This window comes from Sphingopyxis sp. A083 (genome assembly GCF_001468495.1).
Taxonomy (GTDB): Bacteria; Pseudomonadota; Alphaproteobacteria; order Sphingomonadales; family Sphingomonadaceae; genus Sphingopyxis; species Sphingopyxis terrae.
This window is the reverse complement of sequence record NZ_LNSK01000003.1, coordinates 281,470-297,866: the sequence shown is the minus strand read 5'-3', so window position 1 is coordinate 297,866 and position 16,397 is coordinate 281,470. Positions and strand designations below refer to the sequence as shown.

10 protein-coding genes and 5 pseudogenes are annotated in these 16,397 nt (G+C 60.4%); 2 read left to right on the top strand and 13 right to left on the bottom strand.

What is annotated here, in order from left to right; genetic code table 11:
• Positions 1-9: 9 nt before the first annotated feature.
• Both ATE59_RS08705 and ATE59_RS17570 read right to left on the bottom strand, forming a co-directional pair.
• The gene (locus tag ATE59_RS08705; RefSeq protein ID WP_443029278.1) at positions 10-2,340 is read right to left on the bottom strand and encodes a CDC48 family AAA ATPase; all 2,331 of its coding nucleotides are present in this window, start codon (positions 2,338-2,340) and stop codon (positions 10-12) included.
• Positions 2,341-2,415: 75 nt separating this feature from the next.
• A pseudogene (locus ATE59_RS17570) lies at positions 2,416-3,188 on the bottom strand (IS5 family transposase).
• A 161-nt stretch (positions 3,189-3,349) separates the two neighbouring features.
• On the opposite strand from ATE59_RS17570, the gene ATE59_RS08690 reads away from it, so the two are divergent.
• The gene (locus ATE59_RS08690; RefSeq protein ID WP_040590058.1) at positions 3,350-4,228 is read left to right on the top strand and encodes a LysR substrate-binding domain-containing protein; all 879 of its coding nucleotides are present in this window, start codon (positions 3,350-3,352) and stop codon (positions 4,226-4,228) included.
• Positions 4,229-4,484: 256 nt separating this feature from the next.
• Here the strand turns inward: ATE59_RS08690 and ATE59_RS08685 are convergent.
• The 4 genes and pseudogenes from ATE59_RS08685 to ATE59_RS08665 form a co-directional block, all read right to left on the bottom strand.
• A pseudogene (locus ATE59_RS08685) lies at positions 4,485-5,487 on the bottom strand (IS110 family transposase).
• Between the two features lie 93 nt (positions 5,488-5,580).
• Positions 5,581-6,326, bottom strand: a pseudogene (locus ATE59_RS17565) (IS5 family transposase); the annotation flags it as partial.
• Positions 6,327-6,363: 37 nt separating this feature from the next.
• Positions 6,364-6,879, bottom strand: a complete 516-nt coding sequence (locus ATE59_RS08670; RefSeq protein ID WP_058812069.1) for a hypothetical protein — start codon at positions 6,877-6,879, stop codon at positions 6,364-6,366.
• Between the two features lie 71 nt (positions 6,880-6,950).
• Positions 6,951-8,033: an AI-2E family transporter gene (locus ATE59_RS08665; protein WP_058812068.1), complete on the bottom strand. Its 1,083-nt coding sequence runs from the start codon at positions 8,031-8,033 to the stop codon at positions 6,951-6,953.
• Positions 8,034-8,157: 124 nt separating this feature from the next.
• On the opposite strand from ATE59_RS08665, the pseudogene ATE59_RS17560 reads away from it, so the two are divergent.
• A pseudogene (locus ATE59_RS17560) lies at positions 8,158-8,871 on the top strand (IS5/IS1182 family transposase); the annotation flags it as partial.
• 186 nt (positions 8,872-9,057) lie between these two features.
• On the opposite strand, the gene ATE59_RS08655 reads toward ATE59_RS17560, so the two are convergent.
• From ATE59_RS08655 to ATE59_RS18205, 7 genes and pseudogenes are all read right to left on the bottom strand, one after another.
• Positions 9,058-10,125, bottom strand: a complete 1,068-nt coding sequence (locus ATE59_RS08655) for a hypothetical protein (protein WP_058812066.1) — start codon at positions 10,123-10,125, stop codon at positions 9,058-9,060.
• Positions 10,126-10,641: 516 nt separating this feature from the next.
• A complete protein-coding gene (locus tag ATE59_RS08650) occupies positions 10,642-12,156 on the bottom strand; it encodes a KAP family P-loop NTPase fold protein (protein WP_058812065.1) in 1,515 nt (504 codons plus the stop codon).
• A gap of 85 nt (positions 12,157-12,241) precedes the next feature.
• Positions 12,242-12,913, bottom strand: a complete 672-nt coding sequence (locus tag ATE59_RS08645) for a recombinase family protein (protein ID WP_058812064.1) — start codon at positions 12,911-12,913, stop codon at positions 12,242-12,244.
• A 619-nt stretch (positions 12,914-13,532) separates the two neighbouring features.
• A complete protein-coding gene (locus ATE59_RS08640; RefSeq protein ID WP_058812063.1) occupies positions 13,533-13,850 on the bottom strand; it encodes a BRO-N domain-containing protein in 318 nt (105 codons plus the stop codon).
• Between the two features lie 726 nt (positions 13,851-14,576).
• Complete coding sequence (locus ATE59_RS17980) at positions 14,577-14,978, bottom strand: BRO-N domain-containing protein (protein WP_082657359.1); 402 nt, start codon at positions 14,976-14,978, stop codon at positions 14,577-14,579.
• 86 nt (positions 14,979-15,064) lie between these two features.
• A pseudogene (locus ATE59_RS18380) lies at positions 15,065-15,340 on the bottom strand (antA/AntB antirepressor family protein); the annotation flags it as partial.
• Positions 15,297-16,307, bottom strand: coding sequence for a hypothetical protein (locus tag ATE59_RS18205; RefSeq protein ID WP_231737219.1), 1,011 nt, complete (start codon positions 16,305-16,307; stop codon positions 15,297-15,299). The pseudogene ATE59_RS18380 and the gene ATE59_RS18205, both read right to left, overlap by 44 nt.
• Positions 16,308-16,397 lie beyond the last annotated feature (90 nt).

Below are 16,397 nucleotides of genomic sequence, written 5' to 3'. Positions count from 1 at the left end.
CGCTTCACGTCAGCCCTTCGCATCGTCGGCGTGCTTCTGCTCGCGAACGGGCTTCAGCATGCCGGGCGCGAAGAAGCCGATCGGATCAACGCTCATCGCCTGCTGCTTGATCTCGCCCTGGATTTTTTCATAGTCGCGCTCCATCGCCTCGGTCACCGAGGCGCGGGTATCCTTCAGCGCAGCTTCGAAATCGGCCATGGTGACGAGATCGCTCGCGATCGATCGCTTGAGCGCGGCAAGCCCCGCCCGGCGCACCAGATCCTCCAGATCGGCGCCCGTAAAGCGGTCGCTGCGCTCGGCGAGCGTGTCGAGCGACACATCGTCGGCTAGCGGCATTTTGGCGGTATGGATCTCAAGAATCCGCCTCCGTCCCTCGGCATTCGGAACCGAGACATAAATCAGCTCGTCGAGCCGCCCCGGGCGGAGCAGCGCGGGATCGATCAGGTTCGGGCGGTTTGTCGCGCCGATGACGACGACCGACTGCATCTCCTCAATCCCGTCCATCTCGGCCAGGATCGTATTGACGACGCGCTCGGTCACCTGCGGTTCGCCCGACGTTCCGCTGCCGCGCGCCGGCACCAGGCTGTCGAGTTCGTCGATGAAGATGATCGTCGGCGCGACGGCGCGGGCGCGTGCAAACAACCGGGCGATCTGCTGCTCGCTCTCGCCATACCATTTGGACAGAAGGTCCGACGATTTGATCGCAATGAAATTCGCGTCCGATTCGCGCGCTGCGGCTTTTGCCAGCAAGGTCTTGCCCGTACCGGGCGGACCATAGAGCAGAAAGCCCTTCGCCGCGCGAATACCCAGCCGCCGGAACGCTTCGGGATGTTTGAGCGGCAGTTCGATGCCCTCGATCATCTTGTCGCGCGCCGCGTCGAGCCCTCCGATGTCGCTCCAGCGCGTTTTCGGCGCCTGCACCATCACCTCGCGCATCGCCGACGGCTGGACGCGCTTCAGAGCATTCAGAAAGTCGTCGCGCGTCACGCGCAATTCCGCGAGCACTTCGGGCGGAATCGTCCCTTCCTCAAGGTTCAGCTTGGGCATGATCCGCCGCACGGCCTCGATCGCCGCCTCGCGTGTCAGCGCCGCCATGTCGGCACCGACGAAGCCGAACGTCGTGCGGGCAAGCTCGCCCAGATCGACATCCTCGCCCAGCGGCATGCCGCGGGTATGAATCGCGAGGATCTCGCGCCGTCCGCTTTCATCGGGCACCCCGATCACGATCTCGCGATCGAAGCGGCCCGGACGCCGCAGAGCCTCGTCGATCGCATCGGGGCGGTTCGTTGCCGCGATCACCACCAGATTGGTGCGCGGTTCGAGCCCGTCCATCAGCGTCAGAAGCTGCGCGACGATGCGCTTTTCGGCCTCGCCCGTCACCTGTCCGCGCTTGGGCGCGATCGAGTCGATCTCGTCGATGAAGACGATCGACGGCGCGGCCTTGGTCGCGGCCTCGAAAATCTCGCGCAGGCGCTTTTCGGACTCGCCATAGGCGCTGCCCATGATCTCCGGCCCGTTGATCAGGAAAAATTGCGCATCGCTTTCGTTTGCAACGGCGCGCGCAAGCCGCGTCTTGCCGGTTCCCGGCGGGCCGTGGAGCAGCACGCCGCGCGGCGGATCGACGCCGAGCCGCTGAAACAGTTCGGGATAGCGCAGCGGCAGCTCGACCATCTCGCGCAGCTGATTGATCGTGTCACCAAGCCCGCCCAGATCGTCATAGGTAACGTCGGTGCGCCGCGCGTCCTGCGGCTCCTGATATTCGGACAGCAGTTCGACTTCGGTGCTTTCATCGATGAACACGACGCCCTTCGGATTCGCCGAGACAACAAGCAGGCGCACCTCGGCGAGTGCATAGGCGGGCGCGTTGAGCATCTGGCGCAATTGCGGCGGCATATCGCCTGCGGGAACGCGCTGTTGCCCGGCGGTCGCGACCGTGTCGCCGGCGACCAGCGGACGGCCGAAGAAACTGCGCTTGAGCGCATTTGCCGAGCCCTGAAGCCGCAGATTTTCCTGAGCAGGCGCAAAAACGACGCGCGTCGCGGGCCGCATCTCGACGCGGCTCAGATGCACCATATCGCCGGCGCCGGCGCCAGCATTGGCGCGTTGCAAGCCGTCGAGGCGGATTACCTCGATCCCCTCATCCTCGGCATAGGGCGCTACGACACGCGCCGCGGTGTCGCGTTTGCCACTGATCTGGATGACATCGCCCTCGGTCACCCCGAGTTCAGCCATTGCGGTGCGCGGAATCCGGGCGATGCCGGCTCCGCTCTCTTCCGCCCGCAGCGTCGCCACCTGAAGCTTGACCTGCTTTTCTTTTACCGGTGCGTCGGCCAACGCCAATCTCCCACAAAGAGTTCAGAACGGCGAAGATAGGACGGCGGTTCCCGATTTGCGACCCCTAGGCGACGTTTACATTCACGCAGCACATTTGATGGCAGCGACGAGATTGAGGAGGCCAGCGTAATTTCTGGCGAGTTTGTCGTACCGGGTTGCGATGCGTCGGAAGTGTTTGATCTTGTTGAAGAAGCGTTCGATGAGATTACGTTCTTTGTAGAGATGGGAGTCGAAGCTGCGCCATTGCGCGGTTGTTCGGCGCCGCGGGACGACTGGTTTTGCGCCGCTGGCGGCGATGGCGTCCATGGCGCGCTGCCCGTCATATCCCTTGTCCGCGAGAACATATCTGGCCTGCAATCCGTCGAGCAGGCCTTCGATCTGGGTGATGTCGTTGCGCTCTCCGCCTGTCAGGAGGAAGCGGACCGGGTTACCCAAAGCGTCGGTAGCAGCATGGATCTTGGTGCTCAGGCCACCTTTTGATCGGCCCAGCGCGTGAGCTTCAAACCGATCTTCGGATCGATCGCTTTTTTTGGGGCACCGGCACTATGCTGATGCGCCCGCACGATGGTGCTGTCGACGAGGATGTACTCGAAGTCGGCATCATCGCTCAGCGCCGCAAAAAGCCGTTCCCAGACCCTATTGCGACACCAGCGGTTGAACCGCTGATACACCGTGTGCCAGCGCCCGAACTCCTGCGGCAGAACGCGCCAATGCGCTCCCGACCGCGCCAGCCACAAGACCGCCTCGACAAACAGCCGATTGTCTCGGCCCGTCCGGCCAGGATCGCCTGCCTTGCCCGGCAAATGAGGCTCAATCCGCTCCCAAAGCGCGTCGCTTACTTCCTGTCGCTCCATCCATGCCGACCTCCAAACAGCCAGCAGCTTGAATCACAATCCTACGCCAATGGAAATCCTGAATGTAAACGAAACCTAGGGTCAGGACCAATCATGCCGCACTGCACAAAAGTCTGGCGCGGGATTGACACGCATGTCATCATCGCCATCGAGACACCATCATGCCACGCCTTCCCCCCCTCAGCAGTATGGAAGCCTTTCTGGAGGTTGCTCGTCACGGCACGGTAAAGGCGGCCGCGAGCGAGCTTGGCCTGTCGATGCCTGCCCTGTCGCGCCGTATCCAGACGCTAGAGCATGCCGTCGGTCGACCGCTGTTCGATCGGCATCATCATGGGCTGCGCCTGACCGAGGCAGGGCGCGACCTGCAGGACCAGCTGTCGCCGATCCTCGACGAACTACGCAGCGTTATCGGCCAGGTCGGCAGCCCCGACGCATCGGTCCGCCTGCACCTCAACGTGCTTCCGCTCTTTGCGCAGCAGCGCCTGTTCCCGCGCCTGCCCGAATTGCGCCGCGCGCATCCCGAACTGCACATCGACATCGATACGCTTTCGCACGGTGAAGCGCGGCTCGGCGAAGGCATCGACGCCGCGATCGCGCTTGCCCGCGCGATTGATCCGGCACTTTATGCCGCCCGGCTCGATCAGGACAAGGTGTTCCCGATCGCTGCGCGCGGACTGACCGATGGCGAGCGCCCGATTGCGGTGCCCGAACAACTACAACGCGCGACGATCCTGCTGCATCGCGAAATGCCGGAAACCTTCAACGAATGGCGCAATGCAATCGGCATGCCCTATCTCGAACCTATGGGAACCGACTTCTTCGATTCGGGACCGTTGATGCTCGAGGCGGCAGCGCAGGGAATCGGCGTCGCTTTCATGCACGGTCATCATTTCGACGACGCGCAGGATCCGCGGCTAGTGCGTCTGTTCGATTTCGACGTCGATAGCCCTTACAGCTATTGGTTCGTCTGCCGCCCCCGCGCGCTGCGCCAGCCCGCGGTCAAGCTGTTCCACGACTGGCTGCTCGAAGCAAAGATCTAGGCCGTAGATCTGTAATTGCAGAGCTTAGGCGGTGTTGATCCCATGAGGGTTTCATGGATCTGTCCGCACTGGCCGAGCCGGAGCCTGGTCGTGCTGTATCGGGTCTCACAGAGGCGAACGTTGCATTGACTCGATGCGGGCTTTTGGGCCCATCCGGTAACCTTCGCAGATCGTCCGCCCCCTGCGTTCCCTCGCGGGACACCGCCCTCGGATCAGCTGTGACGCTTCACCGCTGGCAAGATGTTTCTACCTCATCTCATGCCCGGGACAAAGTGCCGTCGCGCAGCATGGCATGCATTATGACCGCAAGGCGGCGGGCGAGAGCGACGCGGGCCTTCTTCAGGCCGCGGCGCTTGGCGATTTTCATCGCCCAGGTCTTCAGGGCGAAGGTCTCTCGGCTGCAAGTGAGGATCGAGTTCGCCGCTTCATAGAGCAGCTTGCGCACCATGCCGTCATCACCCTGCTTGGTGATCCGCCCCGTCCAGTCGATCTCACCGGACTGGTGGCGCCGCGGTACAAGTCCGAAGTAGGCGCCGACATTGCGCGATTGTCGGAACCGACCCGCTTCATCGATCGCCGCTGCGAAGGCGGCGGAGGTCTGAATGCCCACGCCGGGGATGGTCATCAGGATTTCGCAGGCCTGCGACTGGCTGGCGATCAAACGCAACCGGCGATCCATCTCCTTGATCTGGTCGACGATTGCGGATCGTACCGACAACAAGGAGGCGATGGCCTCGCCCAGCCCCGGATGTGCGTCGCCTCCATGTTCCGGTCGAGGAAAGCCTTTCCCCGCCAGGGCGGTAACCGAACGTCGCGCAAAGGCCGCGGATCATGTTATCGAGCTTGACGCGAGCTTCAACCAGATGGCTGCGGGCAGCGATCACGCTACGTACCCCATGCGCCGCCGGCGATTTGACAAACGCCTCCTTGTAGATGCCTGTTCGCGCCAATTGCGCGAGCCCCGCCGCATCATGCGGATCGGTCTTGTTCGCCTTCATCGCCTTGAGGCTCTGATGCGCCTGCCTGGCGTCGATACACACAAGCGGCACGCCCATTTCGCGAAGGCCGTGGCAGATCGCTGGCGACATGCGGCCAGTCTCGATAACCGCACGAGCAAGCGGAGCATGTCTATCGAGCATATCAGCTATCGCAGCCGGGCTGCTTTCAACCTTTTCCGACGCGAGCGTTCGACCCTTTTCGTCAATGATGCAGACCTGCGTGCTTTCCATCGACAGGTCTAATCCGGCAAAATTCTCCATGGCTGCTTCCTTCCTCCAGGATTCGACAACCAGAAGTGTGCGCCTCAACAATGGCCCGAGGAAGCAGCCGCAATTACACGATGACTCATAAACCTGGAGCCACAGGCGCATTGATGCGAGTTGGACCATGGCGAGGAAGTTTTCGGCCAACTTGTCATAGCGCGTTGCCACGCGGCGGAAGTGCCTTAGCTTGGAAAAGAAGCGATCAATCAGGTTCCGCTCACGATAGAGCCACGTGCTGAAATAGGGCTTCGAACGCCGGTTGGCTTTGGGCGGAATACTGGCGAAAGCGCCTTACTCGCGGAGGGATGCTCGAATGCGATCGGCATCATAGGCCTTGTCGGCCAGCACGATTGTTCCGGCGCCGGCATGGTCGAGCAAATCATCAGCGGCTTGACCATCATGGCTTTGCCCAGCGGTCAGGCTCAGCCGGATCGGGAGGCCTTGCCCATCGACGACCGCGTGGATCTTGGTGGTGAGCCCGCCTCGGGAACGACCGAGACAATGATCTCGATCCCCCTTTTTGCCGTCGCGGCCTGCTGGTGGGCGCGAAAAGACGTGCTGTCGATCATTTAGATGTCGTCGTCGTGGGCAGCGGTGATCGCGTCCATCATCCGGTCCCAGACCCCGGCTTTTTGCCATCGGGTGAAGCGATTGTGGCACGTCGTGCGCGGGCCATAGCGTTCTGGAAGGTCGCGCCACGGCGCACCGGAACGCAAAACCCAGAAGATGTCGTTCAACACCCGCCGGTCGTCGACGCGCGGTACGCCTCGCGGCTTATTTGGCAACAGCGGTTCGATCACGCGCCACCCGAAATCGGTCAGGTCGTATCGGCTCATGCCCAGCCTGAATCACAAGCTGGCGTGCAATGAAAGCTCAATCGAATTCGCAGTTATTGATTTTGGCGATCCAGTCTGTGTCCAAGTTCAGAAGAGCTTCGGCAACGTCGACATGCCCCTTAGCAACAGCTTGCGCGGCCGCCGCTGACAGGAGCATCGACTGGTCCCAAGCTTCATTTCGGTGAAAGCTTACGTTTTCCACGAGTTGCTTGATCGCACGATGATAGTCGTCGGCATAAGCCTCGGGGATATCAGGCCCGCGTCCAGTGTGACGAGCCACCTCTATAGCGGTCGGCAGTTGGAAGAATCCAAAATCCACCGGCTCCCTCACTTGGCTTGCTATCTCCACAATGTGGGGAACGGCAACATAGGAAGCGGTATATACATCCCCCTGATGGCACAGGCTCGACCAGAGGCTGAACCACGGCTCGTCCTGATAGCTCGTCTTGGGGCCGGTTGATGAAGCCAGCGCCCGCAGGAGTTCCGGCACATCAACAGCGCTGCCGTAAGCGTGCTGCAGGTCGCTCCAACAAGGATCGTCAAGGGAAAGCATCGCCTTATCTTAACGACCTTCCTTGCGGCATCAACCTGCCGTTGCCAGCCAGCGATTGATGGGTTCACGGCCTAGGCTGCCGACGGCCGAGCCTCGCCGCGCATCTGCGCCGCGATGTCCCAAACCGCGATGAACATCGCCGCGATCACCGGACCTATCACGATGCCGTGAAACCCAAACAATTGCAGCCCGCCCAGCGTCGTGATCAGCACAACATAATCGGGGATGCGCGTCTCGCGCCCCACTAGTATCGGGCGCAGCAGATTGTCGACCATGCCAATGACGAAGAGGCCGCAAAAAACGAGCGCCGCCCCTTTCCAGATTGCCCCGCTGAAAAAGAGGTAGAGCGCCATCGGCACCCAGACGAGCCCGGTTCCCACCGCGGGAATCAGCGATGCCGCGCCCATCAGCACGCCCCAGAGCAGCGGCGCTTCGACCCCGAGCATCCACAGCACCGTCCCGCCGATTATCCCCTGGATGATCGCGACAACGATGCTGCCCTTGATGGTCGCGCGCACCACGACGATGAAACGATCGACGAGCAGGCCAAGTTGATCGGCACGCAGCGGCACGGCGGCCGCAACGCGGCGCTGCAGCGCATCGCCGTCGCGCAGCAGGAAGAAGGCGAGATAGAGCACAACACTCAACTTCACGAGCAACCCGAATAGGCTCTGGCCGAAGAGCAGCGCCTGCCCGAGCATCGCGCGCACGCCGTCGGCTGCGCCCGATCCGAAGATGTCGCGCGCATCGCCGAGATCCTTGACTCCCAGGTTGGCAAGCAGGGTCGTCGCCCAACCGGGTAGTCCGGCGAACAAGGTCGCAAAAATACGCGCAATGTCGATATCGCCCGACTGAATGCGCAGATAGACCGCCGTCGCCTCCCCGACCAGCGCGACGCTCAGTATAGCCGCCGGCAGGATGACGATCCCGACGATCAGCAGCAGGGTCAGCAAGGCAGCGCTGTTCGGCCAGCGGGGCATGCGCGCTAGCAAGCGGCGATAGACCGGCGTGAATAGGATCGCAGCGATTATCGCCCACAGGATAGCAGTCAGAAATGGCCACAGAACGAGCGCGAAAGCGGCCGAAATGGCGATCAGGATGACCAGAAAGGACCAGCGTCCGTCCGCGACTCGCCCTTCACCCTCGCTCGCCATAATCCATCATCCCCTGCCACGTCTTCCGTTCCTTAGCGACGATACTGCTGCTCGCCTAGGTTGCGTTACGGTCAGACCCATTGATTTGCGGTAGCGATTAAGATGCAGACTGCCACGAAAGAGTCTGAATTTAAGTGATTTATTCTGGCCGGCGGATGAGCAGATTGCGCGTCTTCAACCCTATTTCCCACGGCGTCGTGGTCGCGCGTGCATTGACGACCGCCGAGTTTTGAGCCGGATCATCTTCGTCAATCGTAATGGGTTGAGGGGGCACGATGCAACGAGGGAGTACGGCCCGGCACAGCCAGTCCTGCGCTTGTCCAAGAAACGCCCTACAATCGCTCGAAGCAGTGGAGCGGCAAAAGCACCTTCCTCCGCATGATGGAAGTCCTAGCTACATCTCAGGCCCCCGATCGCAAGACGATCATAATCGGCGCGACCTATTTGGAGGCCCACTGCACATTGTTGAGCCTTGGGCAAAAAGGGGGACCTAGACGCCTGGTCAGGCGCGCGAATGGCGGCATGAACGCCAAGCCTCAAGCCGTGGCCGATGTGAACGGCCGCCCGATTCTCGACAGTTTGCCCAAAGCGCAATGGATGCCAGTCGACCGGCGTCCGAACGCCGACTGGCTCCGCTACGCCTCGCAGGAGAAGGAGCTTACGCCATGCGAAAATAGGGAACAACACCGTCAAATATGACAAGGGTCGCTACAAGTGCCGCAACCAGATCAAGATCGTGTTCGGACGCATCAAGGACTGGAAACGGGTCGCAACCCGTTTCGATCGAACGCTTTCTTCTCCCCCGTTCGCCCTCGCCCCTACCGTCAACTTCTGGCTCCAATCAATGATTTCTGACCCAAGAACGTTTAATAAATCATGGAAAAATTGTCAGAAAGATGCCACGGGCGCTATCGCCTACTTCACTTGTTCAAAGCGACGCGCTACTCGCGAGGGCCGTCGGTTCGTCAATACGATCCGGAAAATATTGCCATGGACTCAGTACAGTCGGCCGGCATCCCAGCGGCTATGGCGCCGATTTCGATTTCAGCGCGCGCCCCCCGATCCGGCCGCTAAGATATAAGCCCGGAATGCCACCGGGATCGTCCATTTGGCCAACTTCTACGTGCAGTGATCCACGGTCGGCGCGCAAGACCATGCGCGAAGGATCGGCGAGCCGACCGACGATCCTGTCGATCGCCAGCACGCCCTCGCCTGCCCTGCCGTGCTGCAAGACAATCGTTTTGTATGTCGTTTCGACCGTATTGCTGTTACGATACTCCAATGTTCCTATGCGGATCGAACGCCAGCGATCGAAAAGCGCAATCGGATAGCTTGGATAGTTGCGAACGGAAAGTTCGTCTATTCGAACCGAAGTTACGCGGTTGATACTGAGCGCGATGGCATTTGCGCCCGCGTGGCTGCGATATGCCGGAACCGAATTCGCGATCCGGCGGCCATCGAGGTCGAGGTGGTCAATGACCACGTCGAAATTCACCACTTGCGGATCGTCGGAAGTGATCTGGACGACCGATCCACGGACGAAGCCGACATGCGCCGTAACCGGCTGATAGGCGCCGCCGCTGTTTGGCTCTGCGTCGAAATCACGGTATCCGATCGGCCCATCTTGCACGATGCCTGCGATACGGGCATCGCCGCCAGCCATGGCAACGATGCATCGAAAGATGTTACGGCCGCTGATAACGCCGGTAACAAGATTACGTTGAATCTCTGCCTCGCTCGTCGTCCGTCCATAGGTATAGAGGACGTCTCCGCGAATATCTTCCCCATATACATCGCCGATGGTAATGTTATCGGCCGAAGAGACTGCAATGCCGTGCGAATATTCGCCCTGATCGGTCGCGATATTACCAACCAGCCGAATGTTTCCCAAACTGATGTCGTGCGCGTCACGGGTGAAAGTGATGATGGGATGAAGCTGATCGTCGCCGGTCAGCCCTGGGCGTTGACGGAATGTCACCCCCTGAGTTTCGATGCGATAGTGGCTGCCCGAAAATTTCACTTCGCCGACAAAATAGGTGCCGGGCGGGATGATCAGCGCTGCCCCGGTTCCATCGACGGCATCGCGCGCCATATGAATTGCCGATGTAGCATCATATCGCGACGTCCCCGCTTGGATTGCCCGATGTTGTTCGGCTGGAATGAACTGGAGGATCGACACCGCCCCCCCACTCGATCTCGCCTGCCCCGTCCCTCCGCTAGTAATAGCCGCCGCCACGGCGCCAATGGCTCCTGCCAACCGCAAAGTCCTCCTCCATTCCAATCGGTCATAAAGCGCTAACATAGTATCACCTTGGTCACATGGCTTGGCCAGCTCGGCGCAGCGTGGCTTTCTGCTATCGCTCAGGTAGGTCGGCTTTCCAGTCGTCGGGGATGGGCCCAATTGATTGTGCGGGACGGCCCTGCCCCGATTAAGGTTGCCCCGCCTCGACGTCGATGCCAAGTCGGGAATGGTGCTGCTGGAGAGGATTGAACTCGCAGATTCACCCCAAGAAATCGCGGTTTTCTGCCACTTATGGACAACCACTTGCGGGCATTTGTGTAGCAGTCCTGTAGGGGAGCTGCAAGGCCGGCGACGAGGGAACCACCTTCATTTATCTTCCCCCGCTGCGTCATTGTTCGATGACTTAAACTGGAGGGCCAACTTGACGTGGTCCGCATAGGTATTGATGACGGAAAATGGCGGTTCGTTTAGGCTGTATCGATTCCCATAGAGCTGACCAAACTCGGCCGTGAAATACTCGTTGGCAATGCGACGGGCTATTGATGATCCGGAGTTCACTGTGAGTTCGTGAAGAGGCGTTGAATATCCATTTAGGTACGCCTCAGTTAGATCGCTTACCGTCGCGTCGATATGGTGAACGATACCGGAGGTAAAATCGCGTTGAGTCCGCTTATGGACAGTCACGTTGGAATCGAAAAGATCGAGGACCGAGATGTGCCTGTTGATGCCTCGCAAGGTGTCGAACGCGTCGAGCTGTCCGGCGTGATTCGTATAAATGAGCGGCCATAGAAGCGGCAACTGGAGAGGAACCGGGTGCTCCCACAAGGCGTGGACGGTTGCGAATATCTCGAAGCACTGCTCCATATCTCTTAAGGACATGGCGAACGCCGCGAAGTAGCTGGCTGTGCAGTGGATCGTTTCAAGTTGGGGCGAACCGAACTCCTTCGGATCAATTCCGTATACGTCGAAGAGATTTGAGATGAAGGTTTTCATCTCCACCTCGCGAAACCGGAATGTCCGGTCAAAAAAGCGGAGAAGGTACCGCTTAGAGTTGAAATCGTTCCCGTAGACTGCCTTCACGGAGGCAGCCAGTTCATTGGTGTTCGTTGCGATGAGGAACACAATCCCGTCGGTATTGAAGAGGTGTTTGATCGATTCGAGAAGCTGGATAGCGTGGTTCGGGCGGCAACGGTCCAGCTCGTCGACCAAAATGAATATGAGGGCGTCAGGATGCTCGTTGGTCCGTATGCTGGCCGCGATGGCAGCTAGGTTAGACCTGAACTGTTTAATTGACGAGAGATGCTGCCTGTGAGCTTCGATCAAGCCCGCTGTCAGATCGTCGCTTATCTTCTCGATCACTTGCGCGACACCGTCTCCGATGACAGAAGAATCCTCTTCGGTTCTCGAAGGTGATTGCGAAGAGCCTGAGCCTAGATGTTCTTCAATAGCGTCTAGAAACCCGTCGGCATGTTTCTTGACTAAGCTCGTGGCGAGGCCTTTACCTAGAGCCACTGCCAATGGGCCGCTCGCGCGCACGAACTTGTTCCAGTGTTTCTTGACCGCTTCACCCTTCGAGAGGTGTGGCTTCAATGCATCTTCGATTGCCGACATGACGGCGACCATCGGTTCGTTAGTGAGATCATTCTCCCATGCATTGACCGTGGCGACCGCGTGTCCGTCTAGTGCAAGTTGAGTAGAAAGGCGGTTCAAGAAGAAACTCTTCCCATGGCCCCATTCGGCGTCGATGTTCAGGACGTAGGAGGCGGTGAGGCCTCTCCGCCGTCGCGCTTTGATCTCCGCCATTACGAACCGATAGACCGTGTCGCCGTCCTTCTGACGGTCAAGGGTGTCGCCTTGCCAAATGTCTCCCGTAGTAACCAATCTCTTCTCTCCCCGGAATCTCGCTCTGGCCGCAATCTAAAAAAAGCAGGGCCAGAAGAGAAGAGACAGAAACTGATACGCCGCCTTATAGCCGCGCTAGAATGTTGCGCACACTGGACGCATGCCACCGCCCACCTCTGCGCGTCCGGATGTGCCGGTCATTCAGTTCGGCGGCGATGGCCGGGAGCGAGGTCTTACCGCTCGCCATTATCTCCCCCACGGTCCCCTTCAGGTCCGCAGCGAACCGCTCAGCGTTCCCCTTCACCGCCTCCACAGCCGCCCCATTCCCCTTCGCCGCCCTCCGCAGCGCAGCGGCGCTGTTCGGGTTCCCCAGACGGACCCCACGGGCCTTTGCGGCCTGAAGGGCAACGCGGGTGCGCTCAGCAATCCGCTCGCGCTCGTCCTCATTGATGACGGCGAGCAGGCCGATGGTCAGCCGGTTAACGTCGGGATTGTCGGCGCAGACGAAATCGACACCGCTGTTACGCAGGCTCAGGGTGAACTCCGCGTTGCGGCTCAGCCGGTCGAGCTTCGCAACAACGAGCTTGGCGCCGGTGCGGCGGGCGTCCGCAAGCGCAGCCTCCAGCTGCGGGCGGTCATTCCGCTTGCCGCTCTCCACCTCCGTATATTCGGTGACGACCTCCCATCCCCGGCCATCGCATAGCGCGTGGACGGCATGGCGCTGGGCGTCCAGCCCGAGGCCTGAGCGACCCTGCCCTTCGGTCGAAACGCGGTAATAGGCGACAACGCGGCACATGGTTCAGGCTCCTTACAAATCCTCGTAACGTCCGTTAGGCGGTTTTGTACGGATATGGAATGAGGGGTTCACCCTCAGCATCATGCCGTGGGCGTTGCGGTCCTCGCGCTCGCGATTGTCCTGCGTCCACTGGCTGCGGACCTCGCGGGCATAGGCGCCGCCATTTCGGGAGATAGGGCGGCGAGTGTCGGCGCTTCAGGGGCCTTGCGGAGGCCCATGCGGGAGAGGTTGTGGGTGCGCGGCTCATTCCGCCAGTCGCGCTGCTGGAGTTCATGTGCCAGGGCGTTGTCGTCGCCAAGGCCATAGTCGGGGCCGGTGTAGGGTGCTGCGGCGGGAGTGCCGCTATTGTCGTCGCTCATTGTCGTTATTCTTTCATGGAGGAATGTGTGGCTGGGGCCACGGCGAGACCATCCCCCTGATTTGCAGTCAGGGGGATGTATCCGGCTCAGGCCGGAATAGGGCGCCCCCGCCGCGCTCCAGCGCCCACGACAAAAAGGCGTGAGGCACGGGCGGGGGCTACGGGAACTCGACCCGCAGTTAATCAGGCTGCAGGGAGTTCGACCGATCTGGAATGAAGCGGGAGGAAGGGCGCTAGGCCCCTCCTCAGGGGCGAGTGATCTTAGGCGGTCAGGGCGTCCTGAACGCGCCCAACGAACCATTCGGGGCCTTTAGGCTGCTTCGCCCAGAAGGCGAGGTCAAACAGGCCATCCCGGTTGACGATGCCCACGAGGCGGGGGCCACAAGATGTTTCCACCGGATGCAGGGATTTCGCAGAGGGGCGCAGACGCCGCATGGCCTCCTTCGTCCGAGGCTTGCCCCCGCGCATGTAGATTGAGAGGATGCGGCACAGGTCTGAGACCACAAACCACGGCTCCCCGTCTTTCGTGACATAGCGGAGCGGCTTGCCGTGGTAATCCATCGTTACAGTTTCGGTCATGGTGATGATTTCCTAGGTCGACACCTCTTTCGACGAGCAGCGCAGTAGTGGCAGCGGCCATCGGCCACCGCCTTACGCACCCCGATGTGGGAGGTGGTTGAAGGGAATGTAGGAGGAGGTTCCCATAGGTACCCATGGGAACGGTCAGGGGGTCTTGAGGGTGCCCTTAAGGTATACCTTAAATATCCTGACCGGGGACGGAGGGTTTCCCTTGTCCGATAGTCCTGACTAATTGCACCTACCGCCCGATACCGCTGATTTGCTGAGCCTCAGCGCAGCCAGCTTACTACCATCACCACCGTTCCCGCCGCCGTCGTTACCGACACGAACGCGATTTCCCACCAGCTGATTGGACGCTGGTCGCGAGGATCAGGCCACAGCCTAGGCATCAGGTGCGGCAAGAGATGCGGCGACGTCGAGATGGCGGTTCACGGTCCCTCCTCTGCCAAGGCCGCGATCATGGGCGACCGATAGGCCTGCGGTCAACTTTGCCGCAACGGCATCTCTGTCGCAGGGTTTCCCTCATCAGTGGTCCTGACTTATTCGTGGCCGTCTGGGCGGGTTTTCCGGCCCCTCAGGTCCGCACGGGTGATTTCGGGTAGGGTAGTAGCCCTGCAGGCGCGCGCAGCGTTGTGCGGACGAAAAAGCCGTCGTCACGGTGTCATGGTATCATGGTACGGGCCTGAGGGGTACCGCACGGGGCACCGGAAGGCGGTCGCTGAGCCGTTAGCGTCCCGTGCGGCGCTGAGATGGATAGCGCGAATGCGTTAAAGCGGGGTTGGCGGGCTGCTGGTCCAGCACCGCGCCGACGTTCGCGTCCTTCATGACATAGCCGCCGGTGCGGCGGATCGCAGGAAGCACCTCGCGGGTCACCCAGTTCTGGAACTCGACCGCTTCCGGTTTGTCTGAGCGCATGATGAGTTTGTAGAGGCCGCTTTCGGTAACGGCAGAGGCCATGCTGGCGGTGCCGATGAACTGACCAGCACTCGCGGTGCTAGTCCGCGTGATAGTCCGCTTCTCATCCGCCTCAACGCGGCGGAGGTGGCGGTTTGTCCCGCCTTCCAGACGTAGGCCGAGAATGCGGCAGGCGTCCGTGGCGTGGAACCACGGCTGGCCGTCCAGCTCGATTGTGCGGAGCTTGTGGTTGCGGCGGCAGCCTTCTCGGCGGCGATGAAGTACCGGCGGGTGGCCTTGCCCTTGGGGGTGTTGCCGATCATCGCGATTTCCTTCGCGACGTCGAGGGACAGGAGGTAGTCCTTCTTCGGACGGCCTCCGGAACTTTTCGCCAAAACGGGCGAATAGTCCTCCCCGGCCTCGAAGCCGTAGTCGTCGATCAGCTTCCGCATCCAGTTGGAGAAGTCCCGACCGATCCCCAGCCAGCCGTGAAGCGCCCTTGCATCGACCTTCTGGTCGTCCGTCAGGGGCAGGAAGGCGGCGGGGGGCAAATCACCGTACCTCGAAGCTGGGCAATTGAGTACTATAGGGCGCATTAGCCGCAGCAAGCTTTGAAAGAGAGATCATGGATCGGTACAATCCGACAAAGCGGGTTAGCGCGTCTTGCCCGTGCGCCGCAGCGTCCCCATCAGACAGCGGCAACGTTATCCGGGGGTATTCGATGTCTGAAACAGTCACGATCTCGTATACCATACACTGCGGTCGTCCCGTTGAACCCATCGGCTGACGATGAGTGAATATGTTCCGGTACTCCGTCAATTGATGTAGCCAAGGGTCTGCGGAGGTCGCGTCGTATGCCGCGAGCATCTCAGCAACGACCGGTTCTGAGCGGAGGTGCGCCTGCTGCGCCTTGTCGAGCCACGCCGAGAAGCTGCGCATTGCATCGACTTTTTGAGGCGCACCAAGACGTCCAGCTAACAGCTTGGCGAGATAGTCCCGCGCACTTGCAAGCTCTGAAAGGACAGAATGGAATGCGAGCTGAATATCTCGCATCGGAATGTTGGCGTATCGACGTCCGTGTTGGCAGTTCATCTCTACAGCATGGAGGAGTTGTGCGCGATACCCGTCCGACGCATCGCGCAAACGAATACCCGCCGCGTGGAGGGTGAAAGAAATATACCTTGCAACCCGCGCATAAGCTTCATCACCCGCTTTGTCCGCATTACCGGCAATGGCGCCCCACAGGTCGGCAGGCTGCAATGTGCCATCGTGGGCACCGTTAAGGGGAGTCCAAGACCGCGACACTAACGAGCCTTCTAGACCTGATTGCTGATCGCCCCCAAAAAGCAGAAGGCCGACACGTCCGGCGTGCTGATCGATCCGATTTATGGGCAAAGCTTCCAATGCCTGCACGGTTCCGCCAGAAAGCACGGGATGCCAAATCCACCGCCGGTTACCGTCTTCAATAGCGCGTACGCCGCCAGTCAGGTGCAGCTCTACAATGCCCTGCGTAGTGTCCTGTTTGAAGGATTCCTCAGGAATAATATTGTCGTGACTCGCCATAGCGTATTCCTAAGCGACCTCGGTTCGCTTCGTCGAGCCGATTAAGCTCCACTTCGGCGCTGTGCGGCGGTTGCGGAGCAATGCCCTCCA

Bases quoted from the DNA above. Each gene is read 5' to 3' on its own strand.
- ATE59_RS08645 (WP_058812064.1), bottom strand. From the start codon at position 12,913: ATGTGCCGCGTTGTCGCCTATTACCGCGTTTCGACCGAAGGGCAGGGT.
- ATE59_RS18205 (WP_231737219.1), bottom strand. From the start codon at position 16,307: ATGGCGAGTCACGACAATATTATTCCTGAGGAATCCTTCAAACAGGAC.
- ATE59_RS08665 (WP_058812068.1), bottom strand. From the start codon at position 8,033: ATGGCGAGCGAGGGTGAAGGGCGAGTCGCGGACGGACGCTGGTCCTTT.
- ATE59_RS08655 (WP_058812066.1), bottom strand. From the start codon at position 10,125: ATGGCGCGCGATGCCGTCGATGGAACCGGGGCAGCGCTGATCATCCCG.
- ATE59_RS08670 (WP_058812069.1), bottom strand. From the start codon at position 6,879: ATGCTTTCCCTTGACGATCCTTGTTGGAGCGACCTGCAGCACGCTTAC.
- ATE59_RS08690 (WP_040590058.1), top strand. From the start codon at position 3,350: ATGCCACGCCTTCCCCCCCTCAGCAGTATGGAAGCCTTTCTGGAGGTT.
- ATE59_RS08640 (WP_058812063.1), bottom strand. From the start codon at position 13,850: ATGACCGAAACTGTAACGATGGATTACCACGGCAAGCCGCTCCGCTAT.